The sequence below is a fragment of the Rhizobium sp. BK176 genome, from assembly GCF_024808055.1.
Genome location: NZ_JANUBV010000015.1, coordinates 101,930 through 116,942 on the forward strand (window position 1 = coordinate 101,930; position 15,013 = coordinate 116,942).

At 59.0% G+C, this 15,013-nt stretch carries 13 protein-coding genes; all 13 read left to right on the top strand.

Translation table 11 applies throughout. The features are described from left to right. Nucleotides 1-28 precede the first annotated feature (28 nt). Complete coding sequence (locus FHT76_RS30840; RefSeq protein ID WP_259130488.1) at nucleotides 29-1,603, top strand: ABC transporter ATP-binding protein; 1,575 nt, start codon at nucleotides 29-31, stop codon at nucleotides 1,601-1,603. Beyond that, on the top strand, nucleotides 1,593-2,678 hold the full coding sequence (locus FHT76_RS30845; protein WP_183757257.1) for an ABC transporter permease: 1,086 nt from the start codon (nucleotides 1,593-1,595) through the stop codon (nucleotides 2,676-2,678). The genes FHT76_RS30840 and FHT76_RS30845 overlap by 11 nt, the downstream gene beginning before the upstream one ends. Next, on the top strand, nucleotides 2,675-3,595 hold the full coding sequence (locus FHT76_RS30850) for an ABC transporter permease (protein WP_016553981.1): 921 nt from the start codon (nucleotides 2,675-2,677) through the stop codon (nucleotides 3,593-3,595). The genes FHT76_RS30845 and FHT76_RS30850 overlap by 4 nt, the downstream gene beginning before the upstream one ends. A 50-nt stretch (nucleotides 3,596-3,645) precedes the next feature. Then, nucleotides 3,646-4,719 (top strand): BMP family ABC transporter substrate-binding protein, encoded by a 1,074-nt coding sequence (locus tag FHT76_RS30855; protein ID WP_016553980.1) that lies wholly within the window; start codon nucleotides 3,646-3,648, stop codon nucleotides 4,717-4,719. Nucleotides 4,720-4,865: 146 nt separating this feature from the next. Next, nucleotides 4,866-5,828 (top strand): galactofuranose ABC transporter, galactofuranose-binding protein YtfQ, encoded by a 963-nt coding sequence (gene ytfQ, locus FHT76_RS30860; RefSeq protein WP_016553979.1) that lies wholly within the window; start codon nucleotides 4,866-4,868, stop codon nucleotides 5,826-5,828. A 121-nt stretch (nucleotides 5,829-5,949) separates the two neighbouring features. Next, nucleotides 5,950-7,473 carry a galactofuranose ABC transporter, ATP-binding protein YtfR gene (gene ytfR, locus FHT76_RS30865; RefSeq protein WP_183864564.1) on the top strand — a complete coding sequence of 508 codons (1,524 nt, stop codon included), beginning with the start codon at nucleotides 5,950-5,952 and terminating at the stop codon, nucleotides 7,471-7,473. After that, complete coding sequence (locus tag FHT76_RS30870) at nucleotides 7,470-8,489, top strand: ABC transporter permease (protein ID WP_259130491.1); 1,020 nt, start codon at nucleotides 7,470-7,472, stop codon at nucleotides 8,487-8,489. The genes ytfR and FHT76_RS30870 overlap by 4 nt, the downstream gene beginning before the upstream one ends. Beyond that, complete coding sequence (yjfF, locus tag FHT76_RS30875) at nucleotides 8,486-9,454, top strand: galactofuranose ABC transporter, permease protein YjfF (RefSeq protein WP_183864562.1); 969 nt, start codon at nucleotides 8,486-8,488, stop codon at nucleotides 9,452-9,454. The genes FHT76_RS30870 and yjfF overlap by 4 nt, the downstream gene beginning before the upstream one ends. Nucleotides 9,455-9,469: 15 nt before the next feature. Then, nucleotides 9,470-10,222 (top strand): FadR/GntR family transcriptional regulator, encoded by a 753-nt coding sequence (locus FHT76_RS30880; protein ID WP_040674286.1) that lies wholly within the window; start codon nucleotides 9,470-9,472, stop codon nucleotides 10,220-10,222. Between the two features lie 81 nt (nucleotides 10,223-10,303). Further along, on the top strand, nucleotides 10,304-11,665 hold the full coding sequence (glmU, locus tag FHT76_RS30885; RefSeq protein ID WP_183864561.1) for a bifunctional UDP-N-acetylglucosamine diphosphorylase/glucosamine-1-phosphate N-acetyltransferase GlmU: 1,362 nt from the start codon (nucleotides 10,304-10,306) through the stop codon (nucleotides 11,663-11,665). Nucleotides 11,666-11,769: 104 nt separating this feature from the next. Then, a complete protein-coding gene (gene glmS, locus FHT76_RS30890; RefSeq protein WP_183864560.1) occupies nucleotides 11,770-13,596 on the top strand; it encodes a glutamine--fructose-6-phosphate transaminase (isomerizing) in 1,827 nt (608 codons plus the stop codon). A 122-nt stretch (nucleotides 13,597-13,718) separates the two neighbouring features. After that, nucleotides 13,719-14,423 (top strand): DUF502 domain-containing protein, encoded by a 705-nt coding sequence (locus tag FHT76_RS30895; RefSeq protein ID WP_183864559.1) that lies wholly within the window; start codon nucleotides 13,719-13,721, stop codon nucleotides 14,421-14,423. An 87-nt stretch (nucleotides 14,424-14,510) separates the two neighbouring features. Further along, nucleotides 14,511-14,996: a GNAT family N-acetyltransferase gene (locus FHT76_RS30900; RefSeq protein ID WP_183864558.1), complete on the top strand. Its 486-nt coding sequence runs from the start codon at nucleotides 14,511-14,513 to the stop codon at nucleotides 14,994-14,996. The last annotated feature ends 17 nt before the right edge of the window (nucleotides 14,997-15,013 follow it).

Sequence of the window (15,013 nt, forward strand, 5' to 3'; positions counted from 1 at the left end):
AGGGTCGGCAGAGGGAAATGAGGGGAACGTGTCATTATCTGATGTGCCGGACTCCGGTGCGTTACTGTCGGTCCAGCAACTGACGAAATTCTTCGGCAGCTTTGCCGCCTGCAACCATATCGATCTAGATATCGCGCCCGGCGAAATCCATGCTCTCCTTGGCGAAAACGGCGCCGGCAAATCGACGCTGGTCAAGATGCTGTTCGGGGTGCTGGAACCAAGCGAAGGCCGCATCCTGTGGGAGGGCCGGCCGGTTTCGATCGGCTCTCCCGGCGATGCCCGCAGGCTCGGCATCGGCATGGTATTTCAGCACTTTTCGCTCTTCGAGGCGCTGACCGTCGCTGAGAATATCGCGCTTTCGCTCGACGACAGCATTCCGATCGGCAGGATTGCCGAAGAGGCTAGGGCGCTTTCGCAGGCCTACGGGCTGCCGCTCGACCCGCACGCCCACGTGGCCGACCTCTCCGTCGGTGAACGCCAGCGCATCGAAATCGTGCGCGCGCTGCTGCAGAATCCCAAGCTGATTATCCTTGATGAGCCGACGTCCGTGCTGACGCCGCAGGAGGCCGACAAGCTTTTCGAAACACTCTTCAAGCTGAAGGCGCAGGGCAAATCGGTGCTCTACATCAGCCATCGGCTTGAAGAAGTGCAGCGCATCTGCGACCGCGCGACGGTGCTGCGCAGCGGCAGGGTCACAGGCGCCTGCGATCCGCGTCAGGAGACGCCGGCTTCTCTCGCCCGGATGATGGTCGGCAGCGACGTTGCGACGGTCACGCATCCGGATCGCGGCATCAAAGGAGAGGTACAGCTTGCAGTCGCCAGTCTTTCGGTTGCCGCGCGCACGCCCTTCGCCATGCCCCTTAAGGATGTGTCCTTGACGGTTCGCTCCGGCGAGATCTTGGCGATCGCGGGCGTTGCGGGCAACGGCCAGGGAGAACTCTTCGATGCGCTCTCCGGCGAGTATCCCGTCGGTTCGGCGGAGGCGATAGCGATCCGAAAGAAGGCCGTGGGCACCCAGGGTATCACTGCGCGTCGTTTGCTCGGCGCCGGTTTTGTGCCCGAAGAGCGCCATGGCCATGCTGCCGTCTCGGCAATGAAACTCTCCGACAATCTGGTGCTGGCGCGCAGTCAATCCGACCGTCGGGCCTTCCTCGGTGGCGGCTTTCTCAAGGTCATCCGCCGGAGCGCCGTAAAGACAGCGACCCGGCGGATCGCCGAGGCGATGGACGTCCGCAAAAGCGGTGAGGATCCGGTAGCGGGTTCGCTCTCCGGCGGCAATCTACAGAAGTTCATCGTTGGACGCGAATTGGATCGCCAACCCGCCGTTCTCGTCGTCAACCAGCCGACTTGGGGCGTCGATGCAGGGGCGGCCAGCCGCATTCGCCAGGCGCTCGTGGATCTGGCGCGGAACGGCTCCGCCGTCGTCGTCATCAGCCAGGACCTTGACGAAATATTCGAAGTCGCAACGGAGATTGCCGTGATTTCTGAAGGGCGACTTTCGCAACCCTTCCCGGCGGGAGAACTGTCTCGGGAAAAGATTGGCCTTTTGATGGGCGGCCTGCACGAGAGTAAGACCGCCTCGGAGGCGCAAGATGCGCATTGAGCTGGAAAAGCGACCGCAAGCGTCGAAGCTTTACGGCCTTGTGTCACCGGTGTTGGCGTTGCTGCTGACATTGATCGCTGGCGCGATCATGTTTGCCATTCTTGGCAAGGACCCGGTCGAAGCGCTCGACGCCTTTTTCCTCGAGCCCTTGCTTGAGGTGTGGTCACTGCATGAACTTGCCGTGAAGGCGGCACCGCTGATCATGATCGGCGTCGGACTGGCCGTCTGCTATCGCTCCAACAACTGGAATATCGGCGCCGAAGGGCAGTTTACGATCGGCGCGATCACTGGCTCCATTCTGCCTATCCTGTTCACGGAGTTGCATTCGCCTCTCGTACTGCCCCTAATGCTTATCATGGGCGCCATCGGCGGCGCTTTGTTCGCGGCCATTCCTGCACTGCTGAAGGCACATTTCAATACCAACGAAATCCTGACGAGCCTGATGCTCGTCTATATCGCGCAGCTTTTCCTCGACTGGCTGATCCGCGGTGCGTGGCGCAATCCGCAGGGCTTCAACTTTCCGGAAAGCGTGCCGTTTCCGCCGGAAGCGACGCTGCCGGCGATATGGGAGGAGTCCGGCCGGGCGCATTGGGCCTTCGTGTTCGCGATTGTCGCGGCGTTTCTTGTCTGGTTCATGCTAAAGTATACGCTGAGGGGCTTCGAGATCGTCGTGCTCGGCCAGTCTGAGCGGGCAGGGCGGTTCGCCGGCTTTTCGTCGAAGAAGATGATCTGGTTCAGCTTCCTGTTTTCGGGCGCGCTTGCCGGGCTCGCCGGCATCTCGGAAGTATCGGGATCGATCGGGCATCTGCAGCCTGCTATTTCTCCCGGCTACGGCTTCACGGCGATCATCGTCGCGTTTCTCGGACGCCTGAACCCGCTCGGTATCATCGCATCAGGCCTCGTGCTGGCTTTGACCTATCTCGGCGGTGAGGCTGCACAGCTGTCGCTCGGCGTATCCGACAAGGTGACCCGCGTCTTCCAGGGCCTGATACTGTTCTTCGTTCTCTCGTGTGACACCCTCATCTACTACAAGATCCGTATTCTCTGGTCGCGGGTCCGGGGAGGTGTAGCATGAGCATCTTCGAAGCAATTTTGCTGACAGTCATCACTGCGTCTACGCCTCTGGTCATTGCCGCCTTGGGCGAACTCGTTACCGAACGATCCGGTGTTTTGAACCTCGGTGTCGAAGGCATGATGATCATGGGCGCTGTTGCGGCCTTCGCAACAGCGCAAATGTCAGGTTCTCCCTATATCGGACTGTTGGGCGGGATTGTCGCCGGTGCTCTGTTTTCGCTGCTTTTCGGCTTTCTCACCCTCACGCTGGTCGCCAACCAGGTAGCGACCGGCCTGGCGTTGACGATCCTCGGGCTTGGGGTTTCGGGCATGCTTGGGGAGGGCTATGTCAGCGTGCCCGGCGTTCGCCTCGCGCCGATCGTCGTCCCTTATCTTTCCGACATCCCGCTGATCGGCTCCGTGCTCTTCCGTCAGGACCTGACTTTTTACCTGTCGCTCGCTCTGCTGTTCGGCGTGAGCTGGTTCTTGTTCCGCAGCCGCGCCGGCTTGAAACTGCGCGCGATCGGTGACAGCCACGGCTCGGCGCACGCCCTCGGCATCGGCGTCATCCGGACACGCTATCTCGCCGTCATGTTCGGCGGTGCCTGCGCGGGCCTTGCGGGAGCACAGCTTTCCCTCGTCTATACGCCGCAATGGGTGGAGAACATGTCTTCCGGCCGCGGCTGGATCACGCTCGCGCTTGTCGTCTTCGCGTCTTGGCGGCCGTGGCGGGTTTTTGCCGGCGGCTATCTGTTCGGTGCAGTCACGATCCTGCAGCTTCACGCACAGGCTTTCGGCGTTGGAATTCCGGCCCAGTTTCTGTCGATGCTCCCCTATGCTGCGACTATTGTGGTTCTTGTCATCATTTCTCATAATCGGCGCACGACGTTGATCAACACGCCCGCGTCGCTGGGAAAAGCATTCGTCCCGGAGCGCTAAACAAAAGAATGAAAAGCGCTTCCGGAAATTCCAAACCAACAGGGGTTATCATGAAAAAACTAGCACTTGCATTTGCCGCATCGGCTGCCGCGGTCCTGAGCGTCGGCTCTACCGCGCAGGCTGCCGACAAAACGAAGGTCTGCTTCGTCTACGTCGGATCGCACACTGACGGCGGCTACTCGCAGGCGCACGATCTTGGCCGCCAGCAGATCCAGAAGGAGTTCGGCGACAAGATCGATACGCCATACCTCGAAAACGTGCCGGAAGGCCCCGATGCCGAGCGTGCTATCGAGCGTTTGGCGCGTTCGGGCTGCAAGCTGATCTTCACGACGTCCTTCGGCTTCATGGATGCTACCGTGAAGGTTGCTGCGAAATTCCCGAACGTGAAGTTCGAACACGGCACGGGCTACAAGTCCGGTCCGAATCTTGCGACCTACAACTCCCGCTTCTATGAAGGCCGCTACATCCTCGGCCAGATCGCGGCGAAGACCTCGAAGAACCATGGCGCTGCCTACATCGCTTCTTTCCCGATCCCGGAAGTCGTCATGGGTATCAACGCCTTCGAGCAGGGCGCTCGCTCCATCGATCCCGACTTCAAGCTGAAGGTCATCTGGGTGAACACCTGGTTCGATCCGGGCAAGGAAGCCGATGCTGCAAAGGCTATGGTCGACCAGGGTGTTGACGTCCTGACGCAGCACACGGACACGACCGCTCCGATGCAGGTTGCCGAGGAACGCGGCATCCATGCATTCGGCCAGGCCTCCGATATGATCGCAGCAGGGCCGAAGGCTCAGTTGACGGCAATTGTCGACACCTGGGGTAACTACTACTCCAAGCGCGTTCACGCTCTTCTCGATGGCACCTGGAAGTCCGAGCAAAGCTGGGACGGCCTGAAGGACGGCATCCTCAAGATGGCCGACTACACCAACATGCCCGATGACGTGAAGAAGATGGCCCAGGAAACCGAAGCCAAGATCAAGTCCGGCGAACTGCATCCCTTCACCGGTCCGATCAACAAGCAGGACGGCACGCCCTGGCTGAAGGCTGGCGAGAAAGCTGATGACGGCACTCTGCTGGGCATGAACTTCTACGTCGAAGGCGTGGACGACAAGTTGCCGAAGTGATTTTCGGCTAACAATTAGCACTTGCGAAAGGGCGCTCACTTCGAGCGCCTTTTTTCTGCGCTGCAAACCAAAAAGTGCATTTACAAAAGTAATACTATATGATTTTTTCCAGCTGTGCCGCGTGGAGGCGGCTTTGGGAGGAAATCATGAAATTGAAGACTGCACTCTTGAGTGCCACGATTCTGGCTGCCTGCATGTTCGGCTCGGCATCAGCCGCAGAGCTGGTCGTGGGCTTTTCGCAGATCGGCTCTGAATCCGGTTGGCGTGCCGCCGAGACGACGGTCACCAAGGAAGAAGCCAAGAAGCGCGGCGTGGACCTGAAGTTTGCTGACGCGCAACAGAAGCAGGAAAACCAGATCAAGGCGATCCGCTCGTTCATCGCTCAGGGCGTCAACGCCATCTTCCTCGCTCCGGTTGTCGAAACCGGTTGGGACGCCGTCCTGAAGGAAGCAAAGGAGTCGGAAATCCCGGTCATCCTGCTTGATCGTACGATCAAGGCGCCGGAGGACCTGTACCTGACCGCCGTTACCTCGGACCAGGTTCACGAAGGCAAGGTTGCCGGCGACTGGCTGGCAAAGACCGTTGGCGACAAGCCCTGCAACATCGTCGAGCTTCAGGGTACGACGGGTTCCTCACCGGCCATCGCCCGCAAGAAGGGCTTCGAGGAGGCGATCGCTGGCAAGGCCAACTTCAAGATCGTGCGCAGCCAGACCGGCGACTTCACCCGCACCAAGGGCAAGGAAGTCATGGAAAGCTTCCTGAAGGCTGAGAACGGCGGCAAGGATATATGCGCTCTCTACGCCCACAACGACGACATGGCCGTTGGCGGCATCCAGGCGATCAAGGAAGCAGGCCTGAAGCCGGGCAAGGATATTCTCGTCGTCTCCATCGACGCCGTGCCAGATATCTTCAAGGCTATGGCAGCCGGCGAAGCAAATGCCACTGTGGAACTGACGCCGAACATGGCAGGTCCCGCATTCGACGTGCTCGATGCCTACCTGAAGGACAAGAAGGCACCGGCAAAATGGATTCAGACGGAATCGAAGCTTTATACGCCATCCGACGATCCGATGAAGGTCTATGAGTCCAAGAAGAACCTTGGCTACTAATCCTTGAGGCCAGAACCGCACCGGCCCATCATGGGCCGGTGCGGACCTGCCAGATGCCGATCAGGACGTCATGTCCGTTGATAGCGAGGCATGTCGGTCCATATCAGGAAAAGCTGCCTTCATGATTCACGATTTCGAGAACGTTCTGACCGCCACCGGGATATCGAAGTTCTTCCCCGGCGCCGTTGCGCTCGACAACGTCGATTTCTCGCTGCGCAAGGGCGAAGTGCATGCGCTTTTGGGCGAAAACGGCGCTGGAAAATCAACGCTGATCAAATGCATCACTGGAGCCTATCACCGCGACCAAGGGCGCCTTGCTCTCGACGGCACGGAAATTAATCCGTCCGATACGTTGGCCGCGCAAAGGCTTGGCATTGGCACGGTGTACCAAGAGGTCAACCTTCTGCCCAACCTGAGTGTCGCCGAAAACCTCTATCTCGGCCGCCAACCAAAACGGCTTGGCATGATCGACGTAAGGGCAATGAACCAGCAGGCACGGGCGCTGCTTGACCAATACGGTATAGAAGTTGACGTCACCGCGCAGCTCGATCGGTTTTCGGTCGCTGTCCAGCAGGTCGTCGCAATCGCCCGGGCTGTTGATTTGTCCGGCAAAGTTCTCATCCTCGACGAGCCCACGGCAAGCCTCGATACTCAAGAAGTCGCGATGCTCTTTCGTATCATGAGAAACTTGAAAGAGCGCGGCCTTGGCATTGTCTTTATTACCCATTTTCTGGAGCAGGTCTACGAAGTCAGTGATCGTATCACGGTGCTTCGCAATGGCAGGCTAGTTGGCACGCGCGAAACGTCCGAACTGTCTCGCCAGAGCCTCATCTCCATGATGCTCGGTCACGAATTGGCAAATGCCGAGGCAACTGCGCGCGCACATACCGTCGCGGCTGGCCCGGTCAAATACAGGTTCCAAGGCTACGGCAAACGCGGCAAAATCAAACCGTTCGACCTCGAGGTTCGTGTTGGCGAGGTGGTGGGCGTTGCGGGGCTGCTCGGTTCAGGCCGTACAGAGACTGCCGAGCTACTCTTCGGGATCGAGCAGGCAGACAACGGAACGGCAAGAGTCGACGGCAAGGAAGTGACGCTCTCGAATCCACGGGCGGCGATCCGCCATGGCTTCGGCTTCTGTCCGGAAGATCGTAAGACGGATGGGATTATCGGTGACCTTTCCATTCGCGAGAATATCGCCTTGGCGCTACAGGCCCGCAGGGGCTGGGCGCGACCGATTTCGCGCGCCGATCAAAATGCACTGGCCGATCGCTATATCAAGGCGCTCGACATCCGCACGACGGACAGGGAGAAGCCGATCCGTCTCCTGTCCGGCGGCAACCAACAGAAGGCAATCCTTGCCCGCTGGCTGGCCACCAATCCTGACTTTCTGATCCTCGACGAGCCAACCCGCGGCATCGACGTCGGCGCCCACGCCGAGATCATCCGCCTGATTGAGGACCTTTGCGCAAAAGGCATGTCTCTGATCGTTATTTCCTCGGAACTAGAAGAGCTTATCGCCTATAGCTCACGTATTTTGGTACTTCGCGATCGCGAGCATGTCGCAGAGCTGGCGGGCGACGATATCAGCACCGCGCGCATCGTCGACGCCATCGCCGCGGCCCAAAAGAAGACGGAGTACGCATGAAGTCGTCGCTCAATGCATTGCTGATCCGCTTGGCGCCGCAGCTTATTGCGCTCGCGCTCATTCTTCTTTTAAATTTCATAATGTTTCCGCAGTTCTTTAATGTGGTAGTTCAGAATGGCCGCCTATACGGTAGCTTGATAGATGTGCTGAACCGTGGAGCACCGGTTGCGTTGCTGGCAATCGGCATGACGCTTGTAATCGCGACCAAGGGGATCGACCTTTCGGTCGGCGCGGTGATCGCGATTTGCGGCGCGGTTGCTGCGTCATCCATCGTAGCCGGTCAATCGCTTGCAATGACACTGCTGGTGACGGTCGGGGTTGGGCTGCTTTGCGGCGTCTGGAACGGATTTCTGGTTGCCGTGCTCAATATTCAACCAATCATCGCGACACTCGTGCTGATGGTGGCTGGGCGGGGGATCGCGCAACTCATCACCGAGGGGGTCATCATGACCTTCAACGATGAAGGGCTGATCGCTCTTGGCAGCGGTTCGTTCGCCTTCCTTCCGATGCCTGTCATCATATGGCTGATCATGAGCGCCCTGGTGATCCTGCTGGTAAGGCGCACGGCGCTTGGCATGCTGATCGAAGCCACCGGCATCAATCGACGTGCAAGCACGCTGTCCGGCGTGCGGACGCCTGTACTGCTAATGGCCGTCTATATGTTGAGCAGCCTTTGCGCGTCGATCGCCGGGATCATCGTCGCCGCTGACATCAAGGGCGCGGATGCCAACAATGCCGGTCTTTGGCTGGAGCTCGACACGATCCTGGCCGTTGTCGTTGGTGGCAACTCGCTGCTTGGTGGGCGCTTCAGTATTGTGGGGTCGTTGATCGGGGCGATGATCATTCAGGCTGTAAACACCGGTATTTTGCTCTCAGGGTTCCCGCCGGAGTTCAACCTGATCATCAAGGCGGTGATCGTGATCGTGATCCTCGTCATTCAGTCGCCGGCGGTCCAATCGGCCGCGATCATCTTAAGCCGGCGATCGAGCGGCGTCAGGGAAGGCCAGATTCAATGAACTCGAAATATCTGCCGTTGCTTGCGACCGTCGTAATTTTCGTCCTGTCCTATGCTGTCTGCACACTGCAGTATCCGAACATCTTGTCCACCCGCGTCGTCGGCAACCTATTGACCGATAATGCCTTTCTCGGCATCGCGGCGGTCGGCATGACGTTTGTCATCATCTCGGGCGGCATCGACCTGTCGATCGGCTCTGTCATTGCTTTCACTGGCGTGTTCTTGGCTGTCGTTCTGCAGAACACGCCAATCCATCCGCTCCTTGCGTTTGCGCTGGTGCTGATCATCACGACGATCTTCGGCGCGGCAATGGGCGCTATCATCCACTACCTGGAAATGCCGGCTTTCATCGTGACGCTCGCGGGCATGTTCCTTGCGCGTGGCATGGCTTTTGTACTTTCGATCGACAGCATTCCGATCAATCACGATTATTACGGCACCTTGACCAGCATCTATTACAAGCTGCCGGGCGGCGGTCGACTGACGCTAATCGGCGGCATCATGCTTCTGGTTTTTGTCTCCGGCATATTCCTCGCCCACCGTACGCGGTTCGGGACCAATGTGTACGCCCTAGGCGGCGGCGCTCAGACGGCGCAATTGATGGGCGTTCCGCTGGGCCGCACGACAATCCAGATCTATGCATTATCCGGCTTTCTTGCCGGTCTATCGGGAATCGTTTTTTCGCTCTATACGTCGGCCGGTTATTCTCTGGCAGCAGTCGGCGTCGAGCTCGATGCGATCGCAGCAGTGGTCATTGGGGGGACGCTGTTGACCGGGGGGGCGGGATTCGTGGCAGGTACCTTCATCGGCATCCTGATCCAGGGCCTCATTCAGACCTACATCACCTTCGACGGGATGCTCTCGAGTTGGTGGACGAAGATCTTGATCGGCCTGTTGCTTTTTGCATTCATTCTAATGCAGAAGGTTATTCTCTTCCTTTCCAGTATGAATAAGAGGTATGCCTGAGCGGGGAGGTATTCGTTGCGTAGCAGATTGCTTGAGACCGGAAAGACAGCACGGAAATCACGGACGAGCCATGCCCAAGTCGTGGATGAGCTCGGCAGGGCGATTGTTGCGGGAAACTTTCCCGTTGGAAGTATTCTGCCGGGAGACGCCGAACTTGCTCAGCGCTTCAAGGTCTCACGCACAGTCCTTCGAGAAACGATGAAGACGCTCGCCGCAAAAGGGATGATCGTCGCCAAGGCCCGTGTCGGAACGCGCGTGACAGAGAAAAACCTCTGGAACATGTTCGATAGCGAGATCATAGCCTGGCATTTCGACAGCGGCGTGACGGAGGAATTCCTGCTCCAGCTTTACGATATCCGGCTAGCTTTCGAGCCGTTTGCCGCCGGTCTCGTCGCCGAAAGGGCAAGCAAGCAAGATGTCGAAAACCTGCGGACGCTGGCAACCGAGATGGCGGCCTTGGGTCATACCAGCGAAAGTCTGGCGCTGGCGGACCTTCACTTTCACCTGGCGATAGCCGAAGCCTCTCATAATCCCTTCATGCGAACACTGGGAAGTCTCATCGAAGCCGCATTGGTGGGGATGTTCCGCATCAGTACGCCGCCCTCACAGAACGGTTTCTCGGATATTGCCGACACGCACATGCGGATCGTCGATGCAATTGTTGCCGGCAATGTCGATGCGGCCCGACGGGCCATGGAGGTCGTCATCATCGACGGCCGCGATCACGTGCGTGAGGCCTATGCGGCCATGAGCAAGGTAACGGCCTGATCGATTTTGATCTTTGTCCCGCCGATGTCTTGCTGCTAAGAGGCAACAAAGACCGCAAACACCGGATTCTCGGAGCAGATCATGGAACGCACTTGCCTCGCCGTCATTCTCGCTGCGGGTGACAGCACGCGAATGAAGTCGTCGAAATCGAAGGTGCTGCATCCGATCGCAAACCGCCCGATGATCGCTCACGTCGCGGATGCCGTAGCCAAGAGTGATATTTCATCGGTCGCGCTCGTCGTGGGGCGCGATGCCGACGAAGTGGCGAGGGCCGCCCAGGTCGGAAGCGTTAAGATTGAGGCGTTCCTGCAAAGGGAGCGGCTCGGCACGGGCCATGCGGTGCTGGCAGCGCGCGAGGCGATCGCGCGCGGATACGACGACATCGTCGTGACCTACGGCGACGTGCCATTGCAGACAGAAGGACCGCTCAAAGCCGCACGCCAGCTCCTGGCCGAAGGTAGCGATGTGGTCGTGATCGGCTTTCACACCGACAAGCCGACTGGCTATGGCCGCCTACTCGTCAAGGATGGCGAACTGATCGCCATCCGCGAGGAACGGGATGCCACAGACGCGGAGCGTGCTGTGAAATGGTGCAACAGCGGCTTGATGGCGATCAACGGTCGCAAGGCGCTCGATCTCCTGTCCCGTATCGGCAACGGCAATGCCAAGGGCGAATACTACTTGACCGACCTGGTAGAGATCGTCCGCTCCATTGGCGGTCGCGTCACTGCTGTCGACGCGCCTGAAGTCGAAATGATGGGCTGCAACAATCGCGCTGAACTCGCGGTGATCGAACGATTCTGGCAAGAGCGCCGGCGCCACGAGATGATGATTTCGGGCGTGACGATGATCGCACCCGAAACCGTGTTCCTTTCCTACGACACCGCAATCGGGCAGGACGCACTGATCGAGCCGAACGTCGTGTTCGGCCCCGGCGCGACAATCGACGGTGGTGCGGTCATTCATGCTTTCTCGCACATCGAAGGCGCGCATGTCAGCGCCGGTGCAACCGTCGGCCCGTTTGCTAGACTTCGGCCGGGAGCCGATCTTGCCACTGGCTCGAAGGTCGGCAATTTCTGCGAGGTGAAGAACGGGAAGATCGGCGAGGGGGCCAAGGTCAATCACCTGACCTATATCGGCGACGCGAAGATCGGAGCCGGGGCGAACATCGGTGCCGGTACGATCACCTGCAACTATGACGGCGTCAACAAGTACGAAACACTGATCGGGGCAAATGCGTTCATCGGATCGAACTCCTCTCTCGTGGCGCCGGTCAGTATTGGCGACAACGCCTACGTGGCCTCCGGCAGCGTGATCACCGCGGATGTTCCGGCCGATGCGCTCGCTTTAGGCCGGGCGCGTCAGGAACTGAAACCGGGCAGGGCTACCGTGCTGCGCGAACGGGCATTGGCAATCAAGGCGGCAAAAAAGGCCAAGCCGTAAGTTTGCGCGTAACGTGCGGAAATCGAAAGTGACCGCCAAGGCCATTGAAAAAAAAGACAGAATCGTTACGAGTGGCCTCCGAACGGAAGGCCTTGGGGACCATTATGTGCGGTATTGTTGGAATCGTTGGAAACAGCCCGGTTGCGGGGCGTCTCGTTGATGCGCTGAAGCGGCTTGAGTACCGCGGCTATGACTCCGCGGGTGTTGCCACGATACATGACGGCGAGATGGCGCGTCGTCGTGCCGAAGGAAAGCTCTTCAATCTCGAAAAGCGCTTGGACAGCGACCCGCTGCCGGGAACGATCGGCATCGCGCATACGCGCTGGGCGACCCATGGCGTGCCCAACGAAACCAACGCGCATCCTCATTTCGTCGAGGGTGTTGCTGTCGTTCACAATGGCATCATCGAGAATTTCTCCGAGCTGCGTGACGAGTTGATCGCAGAAGGCGCCGTCTTCGACACGCAGACGGATACGGAAGTCGTCGCGCACCTCATGGCGAAGTATCTGCGTGATGGCCTCGAGCCACGCTCGGCGATGCTCAAGATGCTGAACCGGGTAACCGGTGCTTATGCGCTGGCAATCATGCTGCGGAGCGACCCCGGCACGATCATGGCAGCACGCTCCGGCCCGCCGCTTGCCGTCGGTTATGGCTCCGGCGAAATGTTCCTCGGCTCGGATGCGATTGCCCTTTCCCCCTTCACCAATGAGATCACCTATCTGGTCGACGGCGATTGGGCGGTGCTGACGCGGGATGGCGCGACGATCCTCGACTTTTCAGGCAATGAGGTGCGTCGCCCGCGGCAGATTTCGCAGACGACGGCCTATGTGGTGGATAAGGGCAATCACCGCCATTTCATGGAGAAGGAGATTTACGAGCAGCCCGAGGTCATCTCGCATGCCCTCAGCCATTACGTCGACTTCGCCAGCAACAAGATCAGCGACAACGTCAATGCGATCGATTTCAAGACCGCCTCCGGTCTGGCAATCTCCGCGTGCGGAACCGCCTATCTCGCCGGCCTCGTCGGCAAATACTGGTTCGAGCGCTATGCGCGCCTGCCCGTCGAGATCGATGTCGCCTCCGAATTCCGTTATCGCGAAATGCCGCTGTCGCCATCGCAGGCCGCGCTTTTCATATCGCAGTCGGGCGAGACCGCGGACACACTGGCGTCGCTGCGCTATTGCAAGGACCACGGGCTGAAGATTGGCGCTGTCGTCAACGTGAAAGAATCAACCATTGCCCGTGAGTCGGATGCCGTGTTCCCGATCATGGCCGGTCCGGAGATAGGCGTCGCCTCCACCAAGGCATTCACCTGCCAGTTGGCAGTCCTGGCGTCGCTGGCGCTCGGCGCCGGCAAGGCGAGGGGAACGATCAGCGCGAAACAGGAAACGGAATTGGTCCGTCATCTCGCGGAAATGCCCCGCATCATGAGCCACGTCCTAAACCTCATCCAGCCGCAGATGGAAAGCCTCGCACGCGAGCTCTCGAAATGCCGGGACGTCCTTTATCTCGGTCGCGGCACCAGCTTCCCGCTTGCCATGGAAGGCGCGCTCAAGCTCAAGGAAATTTCCTATATCCATGCCGAGGGCTACGCTGCGGGCGAACTCAAGCATGGGCCTATTGCACTGATTGATGAAAATATGCCGGTGATCGTGATCGCGCCGTTCGATCGTTTCTTCGACAAGACAGTATCGAACATGCAGGAGGTTGCCGCGCGCGGCGGTCGCATCATTTTTATCACCGACGCGGCCGGCGCGGCGGCATCGAAGCTACCGACGATGGCAACAATCGTGCTGCCCAATGTCAACGAAATCATCGCGCCGATGATCTTCTCGCTGCCGATCCAGCTGCTCGCCTACCACACCGCCGTCTTCATGGGCACGGACGTCGATCAGCCGCGCAATCTGGCAAAGTCGGTAACGGTGGAGTGACCGGTCGTCAAATCTTCTGATACTTGTGTGGCACCCCAATTTCTGGCAGCTTTTCAACTAGGAAAGCATGGGGGAGCTGATTTCCGATAGCCGGTCTGCTCAACGGAGTTCATCAGCACGCGATGACGGAAAAACTGCCCCGATTGCCAATAGCTACCCGTATCAGGAACAACTTCCTGGCGGGGCTCATCATTTGTGCGCCAATCGCAATCACGCTGTGGCTGACGTGGTCGATCGTACGATGGGCCGACAGTTGGGTGAAGCCCTATCTGCCTGCGCGCTATGATCCGGATAACTACCTGAACTTCGCCGTTCCCGGCTCCGGGCTGTTGATCGCGCTCGTCGCTATAACCCTGATTGGCTTCCTCGGCAAAAACCTGATCGGCCAAAGTATCGTTCAGTTCAGCGAATCGCTGGTGGTGCGCGTGCCACTGGTACGCAGCATCTATCAGAGCGTGAAGCAAATTTTTGAGACGGTGCTGAAGGACAAGACGAACTCGTTCAAAAAGGTCGGCCTCATCGAATATCCGAGCCCCGGCCTGTGGGCGCTCGTATTCGTCGCGACAGATGCCAAAGGCGAAATTGCCTCAAAATTCAAAGCCATGGGTCAGGACATGGTTTGCGTCTTTCTTCCGCCGACTCCGGTTCCCACGGCAGGATTTCTGATCTTCATCCCACGAGAGAAGATCGTTCCACTCGACATGTCGCCAGAGGACGCTGCAAAGCTCTTGATCTCTGGTGGCCTCGTCACGCCGGAAGAACTTGCCGCGCGCATGGCGAGACAAGAGCGAACGCGCAAGCCACTGCCGGCGCCGATCGAGATGTAACTTCTGCACCTGGCCGGCCTGCATCCGGGATCACGTCAGTTCGTTCGCCGTATCGCAGTGCATGGCGGTTGAAGGATGACATACGCAATGCTGATCAGACTCGCCACCACCGAAGACCGCTCCTCCATTTGGACTGTCATCGAACCGACAATTCGCGCTGGGCAGACCTACACACTCGACCGCGGCATGAGCGAGACCGATGCGCTTGCTTATTGGCTGGGGCCGGACAAAGAGACGTTCGTCGCCGAAGACGAAACGGGCGACATTCTCGGCACCTATTATCTCCGCGCCAACCAGGCGGGCGGTGGCGCACATGTCTGCAATTGTGGCTATATGACCGCAGCAGCGGCGAGCGGCAAAGGCGTAGCACGACAGATGCACGAGCACTCGCTCGTCCGAGCCCGCGAGCGTGGTTTCCGGGCGATGCAGTTCAATTTCGTCGTCAGCGCCAACGAACGCGCCGTTCGCCTCTGGCAATCGCTGGGCTTTGAGACGGTCGGCCGCTTGCCCGGCGCCTTCGAGCACCCGACAAAAGGCTACGTTGACGCTCTGGTAATGTTCCGGACGCTGTAGGGCGGCTTGAGCGCTGG